Origin of the sequence: Lactobacillus bombicola, assembly GCF_900112665.1 — a bacterium.
Classification (GTDB): Bacteria; Bacillota; Bacilli; order Lactobacillales; family Lactobacillaceae; genus Lactobacillus; species Lactobacillus bombicola.
Genome location: NZ_FOMN01000001.1, coordinates 148,035 through 171,988 on the forward strand (window position 1 = coordinate 148,035; position 23,954 = coordinate 171,988).

Genomic DNA, 23,954 nt, shown 5'->3' on the forward strand with positions numbered 1-23,954 from the left:
CTATATTGTTACTCTTTTTCTAATGTATCGATTTTTGTTTTAGCTTTAAATAACTGTATGGGTCATCTTTGTCACGTGCTGTCATCGAATAACGGCCAAATAATATCATTGCATGGTGGGTATGAATCCATTCATTTTTAGGTAAAATTTGTTCAAGTCGCTTTTCAATCTGAAGTGGTTTGGCATTTTGGTCAACAATATGAAATCTTTTAGCGATTCTAGCCACATGTGTATCAACAGCAATTGCTGGGACACCATATCCGTCTGCCAAAACAACATTAGCAGTTTTTTCACCAACTCCGGGTAAAGTAACTAATATTTTTTTGTCTGGTGGTATTTCACTATGATATTTATTAACTAAAATTTCTGCCATAGCTTTTAAATGTTTGGCTTTAGAATGATAAAGTCCTATTTGAGAAATATGTTGTTCGATTTCGATAATTGAAGCTTGCGCCAAGTCTTTGGGCGTAGGATAATCTTGCATAAATTTCGGCATAACACGATTAACCATCTTATCAGTTGTTTGCGCGCTCATTAAGACTGCACATAATAAATGAAATTTATTGTCCCAGATTAGTTCGCTTTTAGCATCTGGATACATTTCATTTATAGTTTGCAAAACTTGACGGGCTTGCTTTGTACTTAATAATTTATCTTGTGCCATTAACGATTCCTTTGCAAAAAGTTTTGAACTTCATTACTTGTCTTTAAGTTATGTCGTTGCCAATTTAATAATATGCGATCAACATATTTGAGACTATATGCTTGAGCTAAAACCGCCTCGCGTAGGGCCAATCTGATTATTTCTGGATCATAATGATCAACTCTTAGCCAAGCTGAAATTTCTTCTCTTTCAATTGGACTTAAATAACGTCCAAATTCAATTTCAAATTGACGCAGTAACTTGTTTAAAGGGCTATTATCTATTTCAGTTGTGGGCTTAGCATGATTAGAATTTGCTGCTGTAATGTTCACACGCAAAACCTCATCTAATTTATCGTAAATTTGATCAAGATTATAACAATTGTAAATTCTCCCTTTATTATCAGTACTTTCATCGATTGCTAAATATTTTTGCTCAATTAACTTTTGAATTAAACTAGCAATTTCAGTAGTTGAAAAATTGGTATTTGCAGCTAATTCTTCATTAGAAGGAAAATTATTTCCTTTCTGGGCAAACATTTCAAGCTGAATGATTAAAATTATTTCAGCATCGCTTATTTTAAGCTGAGGATAATAAGCGATTAATCCATTCGAAATGGTGGTAAACCCTAAATTACGATAGTTATTGTAATGCAATATAATTTTCTCCTTTTAAAAAATTGGGCCAAAATAATTTTAGTCCAACTTTTTAAAATATTCACTTTTCATGTTTTATGGCTGAACACGATTAATCATTCTTGGAAATGGAATTGCTTCACGTACATGGTCTAATTTACATATCCATGCAATCACACGTTCAAATCCCATTCCAAATCCAGAATGAGGAACACTACCATATTTACGTAAGTCTAAATACCAACTATAATCATTTTCGTTCAGTCCCGCTTCAGCTATTTGTTGCCGTAAAGTTTCATAGTCACTTTCTCTTTCAGAGCCACCCATAATTTCTCCGTACCCTTCAGGAGCTAAAACGTCAGCACATAGGTATTCTTTTGGATTATCAGGATTTTTCTTCATATAAAATGGCTTAATTACAGTAGGATAATTTACGATAAAGAATGGACGATCAAACTTTTCAGAAATAAATGCTTCATCTGGTGCACCAAAATCATCGCCCCATTTAAAGTCACGTCCAGCTTCTTGCAGCATTTTAACGGCATCATCATAAGCAAGTCTAGTGTAGTGACCTTGAGTAGCCGGTTCTAATTTTTGCGGATCACGTCCTAATAGTTCTAATTCATATTGACCATGTTCCAATACTGCTTTAACCACGTATGACAGAAAACGCTCTTGAATATCTAATGATTCATCCTGATGCATCCAGGCCATTTCTGGTTCCATCATCCAAAACTCAGTTAAATGACGTCTTGTTTTTGATGCTTCAGCTCTAAAAGTTGGTCCAAAGGTGAATATCTTATCAAATGCAGCGGCACCAACTTCTCCATATAGTTGTCCAGACTGTGATAAGTAGGCATCCCCACCAAAGTATTCTGTATGGAATAATTCAGTTGTACCTTCAGGTGCAGAATGCATAAAAATCGGAGCATCAAATTTCACAAATCCTTCTTTTTCAAAGAAATCTATTGTTGCTTTGTAGATAATATTTCGAATACGCATAATAGCAAACGGCCGTTTACTTCTTAGCCATAAGTGGCGATGGTCCAATAAGAAATCAATCCCATGCTCCTTATTTCCAATTGGGTAACCTTCGTTATTGGTAACTACTTCCAAATCAGAAATTTGAATTTCATAACCAAAGTGGGATCTTGAATCTTCACAAACCGTTCCTGTAATATAAAAACTGGCTTCTTGATGTAATGATTTTGCTGTTTCAAAAACTTCAGCAGAAACATTATCTTTACGAATAACTCCTTGGAAAAAAGCTGTACCATCTCTTAACTGTAAAAATGCTATTTTCCCACTGGAGCGCTTATCTGTTAACCATACGTGCATTTTAACTTCTTCGTTAACATGCTTGTCGCAATCTCTAATTGAAATTAATTTTGTCATAAATCTTGTTTCACTTTCCATATCTTATCAATTTAATAATACCAAAGATTTGATTAATAATCGACTTAACCTAGCAATTTCCCATTTTTAAATTCATACAATTGATAGGTATATCTATTTGCTTGATCTTTAGCTGTAACTTCCCAAACAGCTTGTTTTTTGTACCAACCAAGATTAACTTTAATTATGCTATAATTTGCCCTTTTACCAGAAAATTTATTGCGAACCACATGTTCACTGACTCCTTTATTAGCTGGAAATAAATAAGCTTTTTTTGATCCTGGTAAGTAAATAAAGTAGTAACTTTGTTTTTTGACTTGTCCTTTAAGTGCATAGCTATTAATACCACGATTTAAATGGTAGTTTTTTTCAATATGCTTTATTGGCGTTTTTGATAAAGCAAGGGCATTTATTTCTTGAACCTGACTTCGTTCTGGCTTACTTGCTTTATAAAAAATTGCTAATAGTAAAAAATATAGCACTATAATTATCGCGGTCAACCATGCTAAAAAAGTTATTGCTTGTTTTGTATCATCTTTTATCATAATTATCTAACTTATTTCGTAATTTATTCAACTTAATCTTTTTAATTTTAACAGGAATGGCATCTAAAAAATTAATACCATAATCCATATTCCATATTCGTGTATCTAGGATTAGGAACTGACCATGATCTTTTTCATTGCGAATTAAACGCCCCATTCCTTGTTTAAACTTGATGATGGCTCGTGGCATTGTATCGGAAGCAAACACATTAATGCCTTGACTTTGTAAATTTTTTTGTCTTAGTTTTACACTTGGTTGATCAGGTGATTCAAATGGTAATTTTGCCACAATAACAAGATCAATACTGCAAGTATGAAAATCAACCCCTTCCCAAAAACTATCAGCGCCAATAATTATTGCCTGTTGAGCAATTGAAAAACGCTTAGTAATTCGATTATTAGAACCGGATACACCTTGTGCTAATATCTCAAAATCACGTAAAGCTGGTTCATTCGCTATTGCACTAAATACTTCCCTAATTTTATCTAGATTAGTCATTAAAACTAAAACATGATGCTTAGTTTTTAGACAGCTTACTAAAATTTGCGCTAACTTTTCGTCAAAATTAGTGCTGGAAATATCAGGCATATCGGTAACTCCCAAAACTTCCAGATTCTGTTTTAACTCAAAGGTGTTAGCTCCAATATAAGTTTGCGGTTTTAAATTGGCTAATGCTAATTGCTTAATAATAAAGGAAAAATCATTATTATTAGTCAAAGTAGCACTGACAAATAGAATATGATCAAAACGTTCATAAATTTGATTTAATTCGTTGGAAGCGTCGAGCATCATCCAGCTTAAATTTACACTTAACGGATCTTGCGGATTGGTCAAAGTTATTATAAAGCCCTCATGCTTTAAGAGATTTTGTTTATGTAGCAAATCTGATAGTTGATAGCTTTGGGTAATGTAAGAATCTAATTGATCAATCTGTGTCGTTAAATCACCTAATAAGGCTTCCTGCTCAATACCAGAACTATCAGTTTCGCTGTACAATTTAAATATAATTTGATTAGTTTGTTGGCGAACATCTTCTAGTTTTCGCTGGAAATTAGCTATTTCCTTTTGAAAACCACTATTTTGTGGGAACAAATCAGCTGCTTGAAAACTAAGTAGCAAATTACCATTGGCTAAAGTATTACTGCTTACAGCTAGTGCTTTTTTACTATATAAGGAACGTTGTAAGTTAGTAATTGCTTCAATTAATGATAAAATTGCAGGGTTTAATTTCTCCAATAAAAAGTTAAACTGAACATCACTGCCATATTGATTTAAAATGCTATCATCGGCATAGTAAAGTAAATTACGTAAATGATTTAGTTCACCCCAAAGTGATTCAAACTGAAAAGAATCATTTCTAGAATTAATGACGTTTTCATTAAATCGATGTGCTTCATCGATTACTAGGTATGGATTTTGCCCCCAAATCGTATCATGATAATGATTAGCTAAATAAGCATGATTAGTTACTAAAATATCAGCAGCTTCTTGTCGTTGTCTAGCTAAATTCCAAAAATCAACTTTTGCAAAAATACTCCCGACACGAGCATCACCTGGATGACTAATTTGAGCAAATAACGGTGCATGATAGGTGGTTAATTGTAACTCATCTAAGTCACCAGTTTTAGTTTTAGTTAGCCAAACCAAAATTCGCATTTGCAAAGTTAAAGTTACCCGATTGACAGTTCGATTTTGGTATAAACTTTGATAAAAACCATCTAAGTCTAAGTAATGATTACTAGATTTGACTATCTCAGCTTGTAAATCTAAATTAGTAACTTTTAATAACTGCGGTATTTCTTGATTAATTATTTGATCTTGTAGGACCTTAGTTGGCGTTGAAATTACTAATTTTCGATTTGTATAAAGACGATATGAATAAGCAAACAAATAAGAAAAAGTTTTGCCTGTACCATTGGGGGCTTCAACTAAGAAGGCTCTTTGTTGCGGATCTGTGATAAATTTATTTATTTGGTTAATTAAATTGACTTGCGGTTGCCGATAATTAATTTTACCCTTAAATAAGTTATTTTTGCTTTGATCACTTAGAGGAAAAGTAACGTTAGTAGCATTATTAGTTTTGTTACTAATCACTTGTTGTTGCAAAATAATATGTTGGACTTGTTGGTACTGCTTTGCTAAAGGCCGTTTTTGCTTACGCAAATTATCCGCAATTGTTGTAAAAATCCATGCTGTATCTCTAATTAGCCCATGAGCCAATGAACTAAGTGTATTTAAAGTGGCTTGGGGCAGTTGTTCTAACGCTTGAATACTTTTAATTAGTAAAATAGCTGTGCTATAAGCATCAGAGTCGGCTTTATGTGGGTTTTGGTGCTTAATTCCCAAGTGACTTGTTAAGTCACTTAGTTTATATGAAGGCATAGTGGGAAAAGCAATTTTTGCAAGTTCAACAGTATCAATTGCCTTATTAGTCAGCGCATCATAACCATGTTGAATAAGTTCGTAATTTAAAAAAGGTAAATCAAAATTGACATTGTGCGCTACAAAGATAGTATTTTTTAGTATTTTCATGATTTTAGGGGCATAGTAATTAAAATCTGGTTGAGTTGTGACATCTTCATTGCGAATATGGGTCAAATTTTGTACGGCTATGGGAATCTCGCAATGAGGATTAATCATAAAAGAATATGTTTTTACTACTTCCATTTTTTTTATGATGGCACAGCCAAACTGAATGATATGATTATTTTCTTCATGTTGTGTACCAGTAGTTTCCAGATCGACTACTGCAAAAGTGTCATTCATAAATGAAACCATATGTTCTTTCTTGCCCCCCTATTTGACTTCAACTATCTTTTGCGCATTAAGTAAAATAAGATATTTATGCTTAACCTTTTTATTTGCAAAAGAGTTGAGTGCTTGTTCATATAAGCGTAATTGTCCCGTGTATTTATGCTTAACTTTTTCGATTGCTTCATCTTGATGATTAGGGTCAATATAATCAGTTTTATAATCAAACAATATTATGCCATCATCTTGGATAAAGTAACCATCAATTGTCCCATGAATTAGAGTTTTCGCATCAGGATCACTGAAATCACTAAATAAAGTACTAGCAGGAATTAAACTTGAAAACTCTATTTCACGTTTTAAATTATGCGGCTTTTGCCAAAACTCTTTAGCAAAATCACTGTGAACAAACCAGTTAATTTGATCTTGATTGAGACTAGACACAATATCGGGATTAAGTTGATGATGTTTAATTAAATCTTTAATCTCTTCATCAAGTTGCTCCTGATCGCCACGACCATTGTAATCATAATATTGTAAAAGCAAATGCATAGCCGTACCGATTTCAACTCCGGTAAAAGTTGTTTTAAAAAGAAATTTTGGTTTTGTATCAATTGGTTGTAAATAGCGGTTAGTAGAAGATAAAAGATGAGCATTTTCAAGTTCCGTATCTAAGGGATCATTGAAGGCTTTTTTAATTTCAGAAACTGACTGGTAGGCAGTTGTTTGGCTAGCATCTTTAAATGTATATGAAAAATCATATAATTTTTGGGCCGTTCGCTGCAAAAGTTCTGGACTGTAATTTGCTTTTTGCTTTGTATTAATCTTTTCATGAACCGCTTCAACTGTCTTAGCTTGCTTATGATAATTTACAAAAATAAAATCTTTGCTGAGATCAAGATCCATATTAAGATCATTTAATGATAAACTGGAGCATTCCTTTAAACCAAGTGCTGGACCAATAAAACCTAAGGGATTAGTAACGGTTAGTTTATCATTTAATGATATTTTGTGCTGTTTTGCTTTTCGATGCCATAGCTCAATATTTTGCTCAAAATTACTAATTTCAGCGGTTAAAATCAACTTTTGCCTTGCCCTAGTCATGCCAACATATAAAATACGTGCTTCTTCTTCTAAAAGTTGTTTTTCTTTAGTCATATTATCAATGGCTTTGAGCAAAGTATCGGCACAATAATGATTGCGTTGAATAGTAAGTCCAACATTGTCAGCAGTGATGATGTAGTCGCCACTTATATCACGTTTTTGAAAGCGATGATGTAATCCAGCATAAAATACAATTGGAAATTCCAATCCTTTGGAACCATGAATTGTCATAAGTTTAACCGAATCATCAACTTCATTTGTTAGCAATGGTTGTGCTAAATCCTTTTGACTACGACGCATGCGTTCAATAAAATTGATGAATTGATACAATCCTTTGAAACCAGCGCTTTCATATGAACTCGCACGCTCATAAAGAGACTCTAAGTTGATGCGCCGCTGCTTGCCATTAGGAAGTGCAGTCATAATTTCTAATAAATCAGTTCGCTCATAAATGCTCCAGATTAATTCAGAAATACGATGATTGACAGCAAATTGGCGTAAAGAAGCTAATTGATTTAAAAAAATTTTTATCTTTTGACTAAGTTCGTCATTAATTGCAACATAAGCAGTTAGAGCATTATAAAACGTAACTTTTTTGCTATTTATACGAATTTTTGCTAAATCTGGTTCCTTAAAATTAAACAAGGGAGAACGTAAAACGGTCACTAAAGGGATGTCTTGATCTGGATTATCAATGAGACGCAAATAATTCATAATAATAGTCAATTCTATGGTTTGAAAATAATTTTTAGCATCAGTGACTAATAATGGAATATTCTCATTAGCAAATTCTTGCATCATAGCTAAATTATCACTGCGACTTCTAGTTATAATTGCGATATCACTATATTTAAATGGTCTCTTTTGACCCGCTTTTACATCATAGATTTGTAAATTTTCTTGTTTAAATTGTTTGATTCGACTAATAATCATTGCAATTTCGGTAGAATCAAAAGTTTGCTCATCATTTTCTTTATCGTCTTCTGTTTGGTAATAAAGAAATTCTGTTGCTTGAGCTAAATCGGCTGGATAATATTGCGCTCCAAAAGTTAATTCCCCTTCTTTTGCATAATCAATGCCACCGAAATCAGGGGTTAAAATGTTATCAAATACTTGATTAACGATTTTAATAATCGGTTTAGTAGAACGAAAATTATCAGCTAGTAAAATTCGTTTTTGTGTTTTATTTTCGACAGTTTCTTCATATTTACGTAAAAACAAACTCGGATCGGCTTGGCGAAAGCCATAAATTGACTGCTTAACATCCCCTACCATAAAAAGAGTATTATGTTTGTCCTTTTTAATCAATTGTAAGATATTTTCTTGTAATTGATTAATGTCTTGATATTCATCAACCATAATTTCTTTAAACTTATTTTGATAAAAAGAACGAGCCATAGCTGAACTAGATGTATCTTGACTTAGAATTTGATAAGCTAATTGTTCCATATCACTGTAATCAAGCAAATTTTGGGCCCTTTTTAGTTCATTAAACCGGTTAATTAAGGCCGTTTCTGCTTTAGTAATACCCAACATTATTTGCTGGCCTTGCTTTAAGATACTTAATTGTTCTTGTTCATCAGTGGCATAAAAAGATGTAAAGGAGTTGAAAACTAAAGTATTGGCTTCACTTTTTAATTCTGCACATTCATCAATAAAGTCTAGAATATCTTCATCCCATTTTTGGGATTTATTAAATCTTGAAAACTCACAACTGCGCAGATTTTCACGTTGTAAATCGTAATCATAATCTTGCTTTAGGCTAGTTAAATAATTATCAAGACCTCGTTTAAATAGCGTAAAGCTTTCTTTTACTTTCTTGAGCTCTTTAGTTTCAATGATACTAGTAGATAAATAATGATTGATTTTTTCCCTTAATGTTGAAAAACTTTCAAAAAGATAAGGTTTAACTTGTTCTTGCCATAATGGTGAAGTTATTAGGTTAGCTTTTACCTGATACTTTTGGGGTAAATTCTTTAGCCAGGCAGTATAGTCAGGCTTAGCCATTGCATAATTATATAAATCCAAGAGTAAATTACGGGCTGTTTCTGCATCGCGATCTCCTGCAAAATTATTATAAAAAGCTAAGAAGTCTTCATCATTATTGGTTAGAAATTCATTTTCAATCTCATGCAAAGCACGTTCACGCATTAAGCTAGCCTGAGTTTCATCAGTTAAAATACTAAAACTTGGATCGAGGTCAATAACGTAATAAAAGCGATGAATAATATCTAAACAGAAAGCATCAATTGTTGAAATATTTGCTGCATCAATTAAATTAAGCTGTTGCCGCAAATAACGTTGCTTACTTGGTTCGGTAGTTTGGTTTAATTCAGCTTGAATAATCATCTTAATGCGATTTTTCATTTCTTGAGCAGCAGCTTTAGTAAAGGTAACGACCAGTAGCTGATCTACGCTAATTCCACCTAATATTTCTTGCAGTAAACGTTGAACCAAAACTGTGGTTTTACCACTACCAGCAGACGCTGAAACTAATATATCGTGTTCTTTTAGAGTAATTGCCTGCTTTTGCTGATTAGTATAAGAAGTCACTATCTTATTCACCCTTTTCTAGTTTTGCTTTAACCTTGTCAATCAAATCGGCTTTTTTTAAGTTTCCAATTTGATGATATTTATTTTCTTTCAACATGGCATCAAAGAAGAAAATGTCACGATAATCAGAGTAGGTTAATGCATTGCTACTCTTTCCATATTTATATGGATTTAATTTGATTTCACCAGCAAGTATTTGTCTGGCAGCATTTTTAATTAAGACTTCATCATATTCGAGTAATAGATCAATTTCATCATCACTAAAAGAATTACCATAAAAAATTAAATGGCCATCTTTAGCAGATGATTTAACATTAGCATATAAGTTTGATGATACGCCTTGTTTTTTAAGTTCGGTGTCAGCTTTTAAAAAAGCTAACTGATCATTATTGATGATGCCCTTATAGCGTAACCGATTGTTACTATCATAATTAGTCTCTTTAATTTGCAAGTTAGTGTTATAAAGCATCTTACTATTGAGCTGTTCTAGCTGCCTGGTAATTGTTTGATAAAAGGCACCTAATAAGGATAAAGAGTTCTTTCCCGCAAAAAAGGGTCTATTTTGCTTTAAAACATCAAGATACGAGATCATTTGTAAAGAAATGCCTTCATAAAAAAGACCTAAATCAAACTTTTTAGCAGAAGACTTATAATCAATTATTTGGGCAATTGTTTCTTTTGTTTCTGGTAATTGAGCTAAGTCAATACGATCAATTTTTCCCCGTAAATTAACTTGATGATTAGTAAAATCAGGTATAGGGAAATTAAGTCCGCTTACTTTTTCACCCAAGCCAAAACTTAATTCAGAATATTTTGCTTGTAGAGGTGTTACTTTACCATTACGATGCCAATTATTTACTACCCGCGATGTGGTTTTATCAAGGCATTTGAATAGAAATTGATTGAACGGATCGTTTAATAACTGCTGATATTTGATTTCACTTGTTATATGCAAACGTACATCCTCAAGTATTTGATTTAGGGTTTTATCATCAATTTCTGCTAAATTAAGTGCTTGCCGATTAAGTTCCTTAACTAAGAAATCAAAGGTTTCATGACAATAATTACCTGCCTGAATTAAATCTAATTCATTTTCGAAACGTTTATGTAAATGTAAGCCATAGTTTAAAAAATATTCATAGGAGTTTTCATAGAAAGTCTCTAATTGTGACACCGAAGCATTTAAGTCAGAACCATATAATTTTTGCGCCAACGCTGGGCCGATGTCTGTAGGCTCATTAACAAACTGACTAGCTGCTGTAACTAAGGCCGTTTGATAAGGTAAATGTTGTTGGGTCATTTGAATTAAAGCCGTAACATTGTTGTTTTGTGTTTGTCCTAAGTATGTTAAGTATCCCAAACTTGCTTGTGGGTTAGTCAAAAAAGTTAAGACGTCCTGCATTCCTTCTGGCAAATCGTGTTGTTCAAATTCCGGTGCGCCAGCTTTTTTAATTCGTTCATAAAAAATTGAAGGAAGGGCTTTTTCATTGTCAGATCCAGCTACAGAATATGAAAGATAAACTTTATCTTCTGCTAGAGCTAAACAATCGCCAAATTGATAATTTTGATTCAAATTATTTAGTTGTTGAAAATCTTCCAAATAAGCTTCCTCACCAAAGGCTGGTCGCAGTTTTTCTAAATTTTCAGTACTTAAAAATCCTGGTGTTGTTTTAATTTGTGGTAGATTGACATTGGTTGCCCCTAAAATAAAAACTTGCTTATAGCCGCTAACTTGAACAATGCCAGTTTCTGATAAATTAACAGCATCTAATGTTGCTGGTATCTGAGCAAAAGTTGCTTCTTTAAAGCCATTTATCAAGACATCAAAAAAACTCGGTAGATTAAACTCAGTTTCATTAATTAAAAGATAATCATGCAATAAATTAATTAATAAATCCCAAATTTGTTCAGATTGGCGGGCTTGTTGTAAGTCTCCTTCTTCTTGAGCCTCTTTACGCCATTTTTCTAAGACTTGTGTAACTCCATTTTGGATTAAAAAATCAAAAAAGATGGTAATTGCTTTTTGCGCGTCTTTTTCTTTTTTAATACTAGTTAGTAACCCTGTTAATTGCTTGACAAAGTAGTTTTTTAACTTGTTTATTTTGGCTACTTCATCGGAATCTTGGTCAAGATAAATAACACCTGCAGCTGTGAAATCAGTAAAATCTCGTTTCCAAAGATTGTTATTAATACCGTGAGCTAAAACAAAATTTTCTAATTCATCAATATCATGTAAATAAGCACTCTCAGTTTGATACCAGTTCGGAATAATTAATCGGGTTTTCATTACAGCTAATATATTTTGGGTAGCAAGTGGACGAGTTAATAGTTGGGCAATATTTTCAATTAAGACTACTAAAGGATGGTATTTCATTTCTTGCTGTAAGTCATTAAAGAAAGGGATTTTATTTTGTCGCAAAATTGGAGTTAGATAGGTTTCATATTCATGTAAGTTTGGTGCTAACACCAAAAAATCACGATAGCGATAATTATTTAAGGCTACCTGCTGGTAAATAGTTCGTGCGACAAAATAAGCCTCAGAGTAGCGGTTATCAGCCCGAACTAGCTGTATTTGATCTAGGTCGCTAATATCATCTATTACATTAATCCAAAATTCATTAAGTAATTCCCGTTTTGTTGGCACTGGTGCCATGGGTGTCTCACTAACTTCAAAGTTTAGTTTATGCCCATTTAAATAATTGATTAACTGATTAATTGTTTTTTGAATAACATAATCATAATCTCCTGGTTCAGTTTGCTTTTTAATTTTGCCTACTTTAGTTTTAAAGGCTAAAGTAACACTATGTGCTTTCATCATCAAAAGCTTAATTGTTAGACATTCTTGTAAAGTAAAATGAGAAAAATCGCTAAAGTAAAAATCAGTTTTGCTTAAATCAATTTTTCCCGCCAGATACTCATTTAATTGCAATTGAATTTCATTAGAAGTAGAAAATTTATCATTAATACCTGCAACAAAACTATCATATATAACTTTTAAATCAGCAATTTTATTTTGAGTTTCCAAATCTAGTTTTTCTTCATTAATTTCAGTTAAATCTAGATTGCCTTCGCGAATTTGTAAAATGGTGTCATAAATTTGCTTTAGTAATCCGGGGCTAGTGCTAACATTTTTGAATAAATGAAGTTGATCTCGATTTTGCTCAATAATTTTAGCTAAAAGCATTGCAGCAGCTGCATTATCTAGTTGAGTTGGTAGTCCTTTTTCAGCATCTTTTAAAAAGTACCATGCTAAGCGTGAAAAAGATAGCACTTGTAAGTTTTTAACTGATTGTTCAGTATGCTGCAAACTAACGGCTAACTTATTAATTGTCCTAATTTCTGTGGTAAACTTAATATGATTGGGAACGATAACGAAAGTTTCATGTTTTGGAAAGCGAATATAATTTTCTACCGCCGCCTGCAAAACTTTTTCTTGTAAGGAATCTGTCTGTCGACCGATTAAAATCTTAATCATTTGTTCTCTTCTCCTCTATTCTTTTTATTTTAGCATAGGAGGAGCAAATTTTTCACAAACAATGAGGATCTTAAATAAAATGAAACTTAGTTACAAAGCACATGGAAAGGTAATTCTACTCGGCGAACACTCAGTTGTTTATGGGTATAACGCTTTAGCAATGCCAATAAAATCTTTATGGCTTAAAGCAACAATTGAACCATCTACCATCTTATGGATGGATACTGCTCTATATCACGGCCCATTTTTGGCTGCACCAGCTGAATATGATGGCTTAAAGTATGTTGTTACCAAATTGTTAGCTAAGACTAACTCCCAACAATTGATAAAAATTACTTATACAGGAAAAATTCCAATTGAACGCGGCTTAGGTTCAAGCGCGACGGTAGCGACTGCAACTGTTAGAGCATTAAATGATTATTGGCAATTAAATTTGAGTGAAAAAGAAATCATCACCATGATTAATCATGCAGAAATGATTAATCATGGTAAGGCGTCAGGAATTGATGCCGCTACAGTTAATTCTGATAATTTGCTTTTTTTCAACAAAAAAAACGGTGCTCTCCAATTAAAAAGTAAATTGAAAGCCAGTTTATTAATTATGGATACTGGGGATTTAGGTAATACTCAAAAAGCAGTTAAGCAAGTTCATACAATAGTAGCTAATTCGATCTCAGCTAGGCAAAATATTAAAAAATTAGGTAACCTTACTGATCAAGCTAAAGTTGCTTGGGTGAACCAGGATAAGCAACAATTAGGACAAATTTTTAATTTAGCCCAAGATATATTACATTCTTTTAATTTATCGACTACTAAAATTGATCAAATACAAGATATTGCGCTTGCTAATGGTGCTTTGGGTTTTAAATTATCAGGTAGCGGTCTGGGCGGCATTGTGATTGCGCTTTGTGCCAATCATGAAATAGCTGAAAAAATTGCTGACCTAAGTCATAAATTAATTGTTAACCAATGGATTGAGGAAATTTAATGAATAAAACAGCCCGTGCTCATACTAATATTGCCCTAATTAAATATTGGGGTAAAGCCGATTCGAAAAATAAATTACCTTTAATGTCCAGCTTATCTATGACTTTAGACCAGTTTTTTACTGATACTAGGATTACGGTTAGCGAAAAAAATGAATTTGTTCTAAATGGTGTCCTGCAAGCAGGCAAAAACTATCAAAGAGTTTTTACTTATTTAAAAATTTTACAAAAAAAATTTGGTGTATCAGACAATTTACGGGTTGAATCGACTAACCACGTTCCCACCGCTGCAGGTCTGGCCTCTTCTAGTTCGGCTTTTGCAGCGATGGCTGGAGCTTTTTGTGCTTGCTATAATATTCAGCTTAGTAAACGTGATTTATCAAAAATAGCTCGATTAGGATCTGGTTCGGCTAGTCGTTCAATATATGGTGGATTTGCAATTTGGCAAAAGGGATTTGATCATGACTCATCTTATGCCTATGCTCTAGATGAGACTCCGGCTATGGACTTACATTTGCTTGCAATTGAATTAAATCCTAATCCTAAAAAATTATCTTCAACTGCTGGGATGCTTCAAGCACAAACATCTCCATTTTTTATACCTTGGATAAAACGTAATGAGCAGGAGCTTAGCGCAATGGTTGCAGCAATTAAGGCCCAGGACTTTTCAGCGCTAGGTCAATTGGCAGAACTTAATGCCAATGAAATGCATGCGATTAATTTAACTGCTAACCCTGGCTTTAGTTATTTTGAGCCAGATACAATTCATGCTATTCACTTGGTACAGCAATTACGTGCTAGTGGGATTGAATGCTATTACACAATTGATGCTGGTCCTAATGTAAAAATTTTAGCGCAATTAAAAAATGTCAAAGAAATTATTAAACAGTTTCTATCAGAATTTGAGAATGTTAAGATAGTAAATGCAAGCTTTGGTCCAGGACTTTCATACTTGGATCAATAATGTAATTTAATTGATTAGGAGCTTAAATTCTTTTGATAACAGAAAAAGCACCCGGAAAGTTGTATATAGCTGGTGAATATGCGGTTTTAGAACAAGATTGTCCCGCAATTTTGGTTGCTGTTGATCAGTTTATCCGAGTTTCAATTACTAAATCAAATTCAAAAATGGGCTTAATTCATTCTAAGCAATATTCGCAAAATTCAATTCATTGGGTACGCCGTGGGGCGAAAATGGTAATTGATAATCGTGATAACCCTTTTGAATATATTTTGGCAGCAATTTCGTATACTGAGCAGTACTGTCTTGAACAACATGTTAAAATGAAAGTTTATGATTTATATGTTAATTCTGATCTTGATTCAGCTGATGGCAAAAAATATGGCTTAGGTTCAAGTGCAGCAGTTACAGTGGCAACAGTCAAAGCAATTTTACGCTTTTATCATGTCGTATATAGTAATGAACTAGTATATAAGTTATCTGCTATTTCGCATTATTCTGTACAAGGTAATGGGTCTGCCGGCGATATTGCAGCTAGTGTATATGGCGGCTGGTTAGCATACCAAACTTTTGATAAGGCCTGGTTAAGTAAAGAATTGGCTACTAAAAAATTAGTAGCAGTGGTCAGTGAAGCTTGGCCAGGATTAAAAATTCAGCTTTTGACCCCTCCTAAAGAAATGAAATTACTTATTGGTTGGAGTCAAACTCCCGCATCTACTTCACGTTTAGTTGATGAAACAAATGCGAATAAAGATGCATTAAATGAAAAATATAGTGAATTTTTGCAAGCATCAAGAAACTGTGTTTTAAAAATGATTGCCGGCTTTGAAGAGAATAATATTACCATTATTCAGCAAGAAATTCGCAATAATCGGCACTTACTTCAGCATTTTGCGCAAATCAATCAAATTGCTATTGAAATTCCTCGCTTGTCAAGACTAATTAATATTGCAGAAGACTATGGTGGAGCAGCTAAGACTTCCGGAGCTGGTAACGGTGATTGCGGAATTGTGATTGCTGATCATACAACCGATATTGCTGCTTTAATCAATAATTGGAAACAGAATGACATTTTGCCATTAAACTTCCATGTGCATCAAGTAAAATTATTACAATAAGGGGGGAATAAAATGTCCATTCGATCTCAGCGTAAAGAAGACCATCTGGCTTTAGCTGGTCAATTCTATAAGACAAACAAGCCAAATAGTTTTGACCAAATGCATTTATTGCGCCCGGCTTTGCCCGAAACTAAAGTTAAACTGGAACAATTAACAACTGTAATGTTTGGCAAAAAAGTAGCAGTCCCCTTCTTTATTAATGCAATGACTGGTGGAGCCGATAAAGCCTATGCAATAAATCAAGCATTTGGTAAGATAGCTGCAAAAACACAGATAGCACTAGCACTAGGTTCAGCCAGTATTTTAACTAAGGAACCAGAAGCCCTTACTAGTTTCTTGGTTGCTCGAGAAGAAGATCCAACTGGAGTTGTAATTGCTAATCTTAATGCTAAGACTAAAGCTGATTCGGCCCAGAAAATTGTCCGAGCACTCGAGGCTGACGCACTGCAGATTCATCTCAATTCTGTACAAGAAATAGCTATGCCAGAAGGAGAACGAGATTTTACTTGGCTAACAAATTTACAAGACTTACGCCAAAAATTGACAATTCCAATTATTATTAAAGAAGTTGGTTTTGGCCTTGATCCAACAACTATTCGCTTACTCAAAAGTGAAGGCTTCACTTTATTTGATATAGCTGGTAGTGGTGGTACTAACTTTGCTCAAATTGAAAATGCTAGAAATGAACGTGATTTATCTTATTTAGAAGATTTAGGCTTACCCACTGTTTTAGCAACTATCCTTGCTAAAAAGGAGCAAGTTGAAGTAATTGTTTCAGGTGGTGTACGCCAACCATTAGATGTCTTTAAAGGACTTGCTCTAGGTGGTAAATATATTGGCGTAGCTAATGTTTTCTTGCAAGCATTGGAACAAAAGGGAGCTAATTTTTTATTGCAAATGATAAAGAATTGGCAAGAAGAACTGGCATATTTGCTGGCTTTATATGGGATAAGTGATTTAAAGCAAATAACCAAGTTAAAAAAATATTATGATGAGCCTCTTTATAGTTGGCTTCAACAATTTAAATAAAAAAATTCATTTAAAAGTGAATTCCCAAAGTTAGACTAATAAATTTTAATAATGACGGGCTAAGGCTTGATGACGATATTTAATTGGCGTTAAGCCTTTTTAGCTACACTTTATGCGTTCTTAATTATCATACGCAATGTAATTAAGCTTACTCAGTTGGATTATAATAGCGGACTGGTGGGCCACATTTTCAAGCTGATGTAGCTTAGCCAAATGGTTAACTAGCTACCCTGCCATTTTTTCATTGATAATAAAAATTGAGTTTCTGTTTTGTTCCGTTCCTTAAATAATTTTAGTTATAGAAAAAAGCTCGAAAATTGTCTAACTTTCGAGCTTTCTTTCATTGGATGTCTTTTTTATTAACTATTTAAAATCTGCCAAATTTCTTTTTGTACCGCACTGTCATTACTTGAGCCAATGACACGACTAGCAGCGTTTTTAGCAATTGGTAAAGCTGTAGAAGTAGCAAAACTTTGGCCAACATATTTGAACATGCCCACATCATTACCGCTATCACCAAAGGCAATCATTTCACGTGGATTAATTCTAAATTTTTGACTTAGGTAGTCAAGACCAATTGCCTTGTTCATCCCCTTAGTGGACATATCAATTGAGGTGGCTGAGCCAGCTACAAAACCTAATTGCGGATATTCGCGTCTAAGTAAATCAATTAAGGCAGGTAGTTTTGCTGCTGATACGTCAAAAGTTACTTTAAAGATTTTATCAGCCAAATCTTCAAAATTAGCGACCAGGGTCAATTTTTCGTAATATTTTTTAAGTTCCTGAGCGTAAGCTTTGCCATCTTTAGTTAAAACATAAGCACTCGCTAGCCCTGAAACGGTTACCTTTTCATCAAAACGATTAATAATTTCCAAAAGTGTTTGCCAATCAGTTTCAGATATGCTAGCTGTATGCATAACTTGTCGGCCGTGAGCAACTAAAGCTCCATTTTCGGCAACAAAGTATATTTGACTTGCAACTTCTGGGAAACGTTGATAAATATTTTTGAATTGATTACCACTGGCCACCACGAACTTAATATTTCTTTTCTTCATTAACTCAAATTCGCGTAAAAATAGTTCATGATCATACGTCTTTTCATCAGTTAACCAGGTGCCATCCATGTCTGTTGCAATTAACTTAATCATTTTGTAATCCTTTCTTTACTGTACGTAACCCTTTAGGATAAAAATTTTTTAAAATACCATCCCCACTTACTTTACCAAAACTAAAGATTAAATTATGACAACTAATTAAAACGAAACCCCGTATTTCAGTGTCAATTCGAACAGTTTCGCCATGTAAATAGCACAAATAATCTTGCTCAGATAAATTAATTACTTGATTTTGTTTAATTTGACCTAAAACCATTGCCAATTGATGACTGGGTTCAAATCTTTTTTTCTTTAAAATCCCAAGATCTATTCCATTATTGATGATTTTTAGATGTAAACTGGCAACTTCAGGAAATGCTGGAATACAAACGTGATTATTTTGGACAAGACCTAATTTTGACCAGTTTTTTAATTCATTAGGTAAATTAAAGGGCTCTAAAACTTTTTTGATTAATAAAATTTGTTCTTTATTAAGATTAAGTAAATTCTGGTTAGTTCCGCGTTTACGTCTCTTTTTTTGTGAGCTTTTTACTAGCTGGGATTCAGATTTAACTAATTTTAGTTTTGCAACAAACTGCCCTTCACCTAATTCATCAAAAGGCCAAAAACGTAAGGTGTTTTTCAATGACAAATTCCCATCAGCCCATTCTGGATGTCCATGGTCTACTGCTATTTTTGCTAATTTAATTGGTAAAATTTCGAAATTAAAGTTGGTGACTAACCAAGAAATTATTTGTTCATTTTCTTCAGGAGCAAAAGTGCAAGTCGAATATATTAATTCACCTCCTGGACGTAACATTTTAACTGCTTCAGTTAAAATATCTTTTTGCCTTTTTTGGCAAACCGAAATATAGTCAGGTGACCAATAGTTGATTGCTTCATTGTTTTTCCGAAACATTCCTTCACCACTACAGGGAGCATCAACAACAATTTTGTCAAAAAAATGTGGTAATTGTGATGCTAATTTTTGTGGGGTCTCGTTTGTAATCAAAGCATTGCTAATTCCCCAGCGTTCAATATTTTCGCGTAATATTTTTGCCCGTGAACGGGAAATTTCATTAGCAAGTAGCAGACCTTGACTTTGTAATTGTTCTCCTAGAGCAGTACTCTTACCTCCAGGAGCAGCACATAGATCAAGAACACGCTCACCAGGCTTAGCCTCGGCAATCATAGCTGGAAACATGGCAGCTGGATCTTGCGAATAAACTGTACCACTAACCCATTCAGGATCAAGACCAGTTATTTTTCCATAAAAAGCGGCATTAATATTTAAAATTGGTTCATCTTGCTTATAAGAAACCTGATTTTGCCATTTTAATGAATTAATTCGATAAGCTTTTTTGGGTGAATATTCAAGTGAAGTAAATAGTTCTTTAGCCTTTTCAGCTCCTAGTAAAGCTTGATACTTATTTAGAAAATCAACTGGTAATTTAAGCATGCTTTTTTTCCTTTCTTAAATGCTGTAAAATAGTAAAGCTATAAGCGGCAATGATAAGAAACCAACTAAGTAATAGTAACAAAATCATTTGCTGAGGTTTAGAGATGAAAGCACGCCATGAAAGAAAAAGGTATGCTCCCAGTACTAGAGCTGATTCTAATAGAATTGTTCTAACTCCCCGATTAAATAGCCAATTATGCAACAGCTGCCCAGTTAACGCAGTATTTTTTACCACAGACCAGTCAAAAAGTGCTAATAATGTATTGCAGGACATAGCAATTATGGTAAAAACTATCACTAAACTGATTTCTCTAATTATTGAAAATTTATGAATTTGATGATTTTTAACAAAAATTGGTGTTTTAATTTTAACTTTGTAGCGTGAAGCTAGTTTATTTATCATTTTACTTGAGCTATCAATTATAATGATGTAATTTGTTAGCTTAGCTTTTCCTGTTGGTTGTTTTGGACCAGTAGAAAGATAGTAACCATTTTGTTTCATTTGATGATAATGTTTTAACGTCCCAATCACTGAATAGTAACTATTATCCAAAACGACATATTCATTTCCTTGAGTTGCTAGAGTTTGAACTTTAGCATTAAGACTTAAAACGGCAAAGGATACCCTGCCTTGAAAATCGTCAGCTGTAAAATAGCGCCCACTTTCAGTTGGCAAAGTAATTACATTATGGTTAGCCCAAATCAGTGTTTGCTTAGGATCTATTTTACTTTTAAAATGTAGTTGAATTTTATATTTTGCATAATTTTTTTGTAAATATGTCAAAAAAGAGCTAATTGTTTGATTATTTTTGACTTCTATATAACGTGTATTATTACTTAAACCGTAGGCTTCGAGAAGTTGATCGGCTTCCCTGGACTGTATATTAGATAACATAGAGCCAATGCCCAAAAGGGACAAAAAGATTGTCACAAAGATTATTATTTTTTTAAATTTCATGCTTTATCTCAAATATTTGTTCATTAATAAAATCGTAACTTTTAAAGGACTGATTAATTTTATCAAGTTTTTGGGAATAGTTAAACTTAACTTCTTGCCAAAATGCCATCGAATTAGTGGCTCCGTTTTTTTCGCCAATAAAAAGCAAATGACTTTGCGGATTATATTTTTGCCATGCTTTAATTGCTAAAAGATCGCTTTTGGTAAAATTGGGGGCCCAAGAGCAGATAATTAATTGTGCAGTAGCGAATTTTTCGATTGCCTTAGGGGCATCGTAATTTTTAACTGCCATATATGGATTATTTCCAGTTAAGGAAGTTTTTGCCCATTCCAGTGAGTCAGTTGCAATAGTTTCAATCCCAACTTCAGTTAAAGCTTTAGCCCAACAAGCATTGCCGGCCATGATTTCTAGTGCTTGATCAATTTGAAAATAATCTTTTATCAATTTAGCTGTTGCTAAGTTTGGTAAGGACCAAATACCATATTTAATGGATAAAAATTGGCGTACACTATTTAAAAGTTGATTAATTATCCTTACTTTTTTCTTTTTATTTGCTGCAACTTGAAAATAAATTGCTTCAATTTCATCTGGTAAAAAGCCTAGTTTTTTGGGGGCAAGTGGCATGATTTTCTTTTGTCTGGTAAAAGAAATCATTTGATTAACTATTTGCACTTGCTCATGAACCGACTGATTATCAATTTCACTATCTAGTTGGTTAATTTTATTTAAAAATTCTGTCATTATCAAATACCTAATAATGATTTTAACATTCAATTGCCAAGATTTCAGTTATAATAAAAGGTAATGGAATATAAGGAGAATATTTTATGGCAAAAAAGATAGTAAATAAACAAGATGAGCAAGAAGAAAGTTGGGGAAAATTCCTTTTAGATGTTGTAGTAATGATGGCAATCATTCTTGGGATTTTTTACCTGCTATTTAATTTTGTACTTTCAAATGATCGTGTGTCGGGACCATCGATGCAGCCAACTTTTGAAAATAATGAGCGATTAATTTCTACGCGTCATTTCACCCCAAAAAGAAATGATGTTGTGGTTTTACTTGCGCCGAAAGCTGCTAACGACACACCTGGAGCTTTATATATTAAACGTGTAATTGGTCTACCTGGCGATACTTTGGTTTCCAAAAATGATAAAATGTACATTAATGGTAAGCTTTTGAAAGAACCCTACTTAGAAAATTCTTTCAAAAAAGCAGCTAATGATGCTGGGCAAACTTATACCAGTAATTTTACTTATAAAGTACCGCAGGGCTATTATTTTGTTATGGGTGATCACCGCGATATTTCTAAGGATTCTCATATATTTGGACCAGTTAAACGTAGTAATCTTGTAAGTAAAGTAGTATTACGTTATTGGCCATTTAATCGAATCCAAAGTTTTTAGGTTATTTTAATTTTTTTAGCAAAATAAATTCTAGAGGAGCAATTTATTATGAATCAACAACTAGAAGAATTATCCGATACAATTATTAATTATCAAGTTAAACACCATGTAACTGATACTGATTTAGCTTTTGCTAGTCATTTATCAGTAGAAAAAATTCATTCTATGAAAACTGGTAAGGGTGAATTTACAGCTGAAGAAATTAGTCAGTTGTATGACTATTTGGCTGCTAGTCATTAAAAAAACAAATTAAGTTAAAAAACCATCAAGTTAAGCCTTGATGGTTTTTTAATTTTAATAATTATTAAACAGTTACTTTTTCTCAATTGCTTCAAAGTAATGTTGCATTAAGAAAACGTTAACGATTAGGAAAAATAGATTCAAAATTAGTAAGACCAAAATGATTAGTAAAGAACTTTTATCATTTACCATAAAGCCGGAAAAAATATTGTTCATTCTAATTAAATTACTAATTTTTACTAACAGCCACGCAATTAACCAAATTATGACTAACCGAATAATACTTGATACTCCTCTGCCTGATACATGGGGCAGGAAGTTCATAATTGCCCGACTTGTGAAATTTAAAAAGCTAATGATAAGGTAAGTTAGTAAAGCAAGCAAGACCATAATTGTGATGAAAATTAATGTTTCATCAAAAATATTATATAATTTGCTAAGATGGGAATTCGTATACTTATTTAACTCATTAAGTGTAATTGCAACATTTGTTCGAACTTGAGGACTAATTACGTAATAAAGGCCACTGAATATGGCTAGGGTTAGTAGTTCAAGTAATTTAAAGTAAACCATGGTGACAAATGAACTTAAGATATTACTAATGTAAAATAAACTATCGTTAATTGGTGTCAGCCGCCAGGTTTGACTAAGATTGATTTTTTCATTTATAAAACAAATAATAATATAAAAAGCAAAAGTTGAAAAAATCATAATAGTGCTATATATAGAAAGCAATTTAATCATAAAAGTATCTAATACAGAACTATTATAAGAATACCTACTAGAGAAAAAAGTAATGGCAATTGAACCAATGAACTCGATTAACAGGATTAAATACAAATTTTTAGTTTTTTGTTTAAATTGCTGGCTAAATAAACTCTTAAAAATTGACATTATTCATCCTCCTTTAAGTAAAGTCCTTCATAATATTCCTCAATACTCAGATTATTTGTCCTAATTGCTTCAGTTGATTGATGTGTAAGCACTGTTTTATCTTTAATAACGACAACTTCATCAAGCATGGTCGCAATTTCGTTAACAAAATGATCGGAAATCAAAATTGTCGCTTGATCAGCCTTCCAGAGAATAATTGAATTAATTATTTTTTTGCGAGCCATTGCATCTATCCCTGAAAATGGTTCATCTAACAGATATAAATCAGCTTTACGTGAAAAAGTCAATGCAATAATTAATTTTTCACGCATCCCCTTTGAAAGATGAGATAAACGCATATTAAGATCAAGTTTCATAAAACTTCTTAATTGATCAAATTGCTCGTCATCAAAATCGGTATAAATAACTTGATAAAAATGCACAATATCCTGGATTTTCGTTGAGTCACCAAACCCGGTTAACCCATCAGTAAATGATAAATGCGCTTTTCTCATAGCTTCTTTAGTTTCGTTAAGAAGTGTAACACTACCTTGATAGTTTTTAGCCATTCCAGCAATGATACGCATCAAAGTAGTCTTGCCTGCCCCATTTTCACCTAAAAGCGCCACAATTTTTCCTGGTTGTAACTCTAAGTTAATTTTATCCAAGATGATTTTTTGGTTCTTTTTATAGGTTAAATCTTTAATTTCTAAAAGATTATCCATAT

19 protein-coding genes are annotated in these 23,954 nt (G+C 33.0%); 6 read left to right on the forward strand and 13 right to left on the reverse strand.

Features of this window, described 5'->3' with window-relative positions:
* Positions 1-19: 19 nt before the first annotated feature.
* The 7 genes from nth to BM203_RS00720 form a co-directional block, all read right to left on the reverse strand.
* Positions 20-664 (reverse strand): endonuclease III, encoded by a 645-nt coding sequence (nth, locus tag BM203_RS00690; protein ID WP_090091950.1) that lies wholly within the window; start codon positions 662-664, stop codon positions 20-22.
* Positions 664-1,299, reverse strand: coding sequence for a DnaD domain protein (locus BM203_RS00695; RefSeq protein WP_090091952.1), 636 nt, complete (start codon positions 1,297-1,299; stop codon positions 664-666). Before BM203_RS00695 ends, nth begins: the two co-directional genes overlap by 1 nt.
* Before the next feature lie 75 nt (positions 1,300-1,374).
* Positions 1,375-2,673, reverse strand: coding sequence for an asparagine--tRNA ligase (gene asnS / locus BM203_RS00700; protein WP_090091953.1), 1,299 nt, complete (start codon positions 2,671-2,673; stop codon positions 1,375-1,377).
* A gap of 65 nt (positions 2,674-2,738) precedes the next feature.
* Entirely contained in the window at positions 2,739-3,218 is a 480-nt protein-coding gene (locus tag BM203_RS00705; RefSeq protein ID WP_090091955.1) for a hypothetical protein, read from the reverse strand.
* Entirely contained in the window at positions 3,205-5,985 is a 2,781-nt protein-coding gene (locus BM203_RS00710; protein WP_280139154.1) for a helicase C-terminal domain-containing protein, read from the reverse strand. Before BM203_RS00710 ends, BM203_RS00705 begins: the two co-directional genes overlap by 14 nt.
* A gap of 30 nt (positions 5,986-6,015) precedes the next feature.
* Positions 6,016-9,627: a helicase-exonuclease AddAB subunit AddA gene (gene addA, locus BM203_RS00715; protein WP_090091958.1), complete on the reverse strand. Its 3,612-nt coding sequence runs from the start codon at positions 9,625-9,627 to the stop codon at positions 6,016-6,018.
* A 4-nt stretch (positions 9,628-9,631) separates the two neighbouring features.
* Positions 9,632-13,102 (reverse strand): PD-(D/E)XK nuclease family protein, encoded by a 3,471-nt coding sequence (locus BM203_RS00720; protein WP_090091960.1) that lies wholly within the window; start codon positions 13,100-13,102, stop codon positions 9,632-9,634.
* A gap of 79 nt (positions 13,103-13,181) precedes the next feature.
* Here BM203_RS00720 and mvk point away from each other — a divergent pair, with 79 nt between their 5' ends.
* Genes mvk through fni form a run of 4 tightly spaced genes read left to right on the forward strand, consistent with a single transcriptional unit; the run spans position 13,182 to position 17,196 of the window.
* The gene (mvk, locus tag BM203_RS00725) at positions 13,182-14,090 is read left to right on the forward strand and encodes a mevalonate kinase (protein WP_090091961.1); all 909 of its coding nucleotides are present in this window, start codon (positions 13,182-13,184) and stop codon (positions 14,088-14,090) included.
* A complete protein-coding gene (mvaD, locus tag BM203_RS00730) occupies positions 14,090-15,052 on the forward strand; it encodes a diphosphomevalonate decarboxylase (RefSeq protein ID WP_090091962.1) in 963 nt (320 codons plus the stop codon). Before mvk ends, mvaD begins: the two co-directional genes overlap by 1 nt.
* 32 nt (positions 15,053-15,084) lie before the next feature.
* A complete protein-coding gene (locus BM203_RS00735; protein WP_090091964.1) occupies positions 15,085-16,167 on the forward strand; it encodes a phosphomevalonate kinase in 1,083 nt (360 codons plus the stop codon).
* A 12-nt stretch (positions 16,168-16,179) separates the two neighbouring features.
* A complete protein-coding gene (gene fni, locus BM203_RS00740) occupies positions 16,180-17,196 on the forward strand; it encodes a type 2 isopentenyl-diphosphate Delta-isomerase (protein ID WP_090091965.1) in 1,017 nt (338 codons plus the stop codon).
* 359 nt (positions 17,197-17,555) lie between these two features.
* Here the strand turns inward: fni and BM203_RS00745 are convergent, their stop codons facing one another.
* From BM203_RS00745 to BM203_RS00760, 4 genes are read right to left on the reverse strand one after another with little or no spacing between them, the layout of a single operon-like run.
* Positions 17,556-18,344: a Cof-type HAD-IIB family hydrolase gene (locus tag BM203_RS00745; RefSeq protein WP_090091967.1), complete on the reverse strand. Its 789-nt coding sequence runs from the start codon at positions 18,342-18,344 to the stop codon at positions 17,556-17,558.
* Positions 18,337-19,749, reverse strand: coding sequence for an RsmB/NOP family class I SAM-dependent RNA methyltransferase (locus tag BM203_RS00750; protein ID WP_090091969.1), 1,413 nt, complete (start codon positions 19,747-19,749; stop codon positions 18,337-18,339). Before BM203_RS00750 ends, BM203_RS00745 begins: the two co-directional genes overlap by 8 nt.
* Positions 19,742-20,707 carry a hypothetical protein gene (locus tag BM203_RS00755; protein WP_090091971.1) on the reverse strand — a complete coding sequence of 322 codons (966 nt, stop codon included), beginning with the start codon at positions 20,705-20,707 and terminating at the stop codon, positions 19,742-19,744. The genes BM203_RS00750 and BM203_RS00755 overlap by 8 nt, the downstream gene beginning before the upstream one ends.
* The gene (locus tag BM203_RS00760) at positions 20,697-21,449 is read right to left on the reverse strand and encodes an SAM-dependent methyltransferase (protein ID WP_090091972.1); all 753 of its coding nucleotides are present in this window, start codon (positions 21,447-21,449) and stop codon (positions 20,697-20,699) included. The genes BM203_RS00755 and BM203_RS00760 overlap by 11 nt, the downstream gene beginning before the upstream one ends.
* Before the next feature lie 86 nt (positions 21,450-21,535).
* On the opposite strand from BM203_RS00760, the gene lepB reads away from it, so the two are divergent.
* Positions 21,536-22,114: a signal peptidase I gene (gene lepB / locus BM203_RS00765; RefSeq protein WP_090091974.1), complete on the forward strand. Its 579-nt coding sequence runs from the start codon at positions 21,536-21,538 to the stop codon at positions 22,112-22,114.
* A 48-nt stretch (positions 22,115-22,162) separates the two neighbouring features.
* Positions 22,163-22,354, forward strand: coding sequence for an LBP_cg2779 family protein (locus BM203_RS00770; RefSeq protein WP_090091976.1), 192 nt, complete (start codon positions 22,163-22,165; stop codon positions 22,352-22,354).
* Positions 22,355-22,426: 72 nt separating this feature from the next.
* Here BM203_RS00770 and BM203_RS00775 read toward each other — a convergent pair whose 3' ends face one another.
* Positions 22,427-23,248 (reverse strand): hypothetical protein, encoded by an 822-nt coding sequence (locus tag BM203_RS00775; RefSeq protein ID WP_090091979.1) that lies wholly within the window; start codon positions 23,246-23,248, stop codon positions 22,427-22,429.
* A complete protein-coding gene (locus BM203_RS00780; RefSeq protein WP_090091981.1) occupies positions 23,248-23,952 on the reverse strand; it encodes an ATP-binding cassette domain-containing protein in 705 nt (234 codons plus the stop codon). The genes BM203_RS00775 and BM203_RS00780 overlap by 1 nt, the downstream gene beginning before the upstream one ends.
* Between the last annotated feature and the right edge of the window lie 2 nt (positions 23,953-23,954).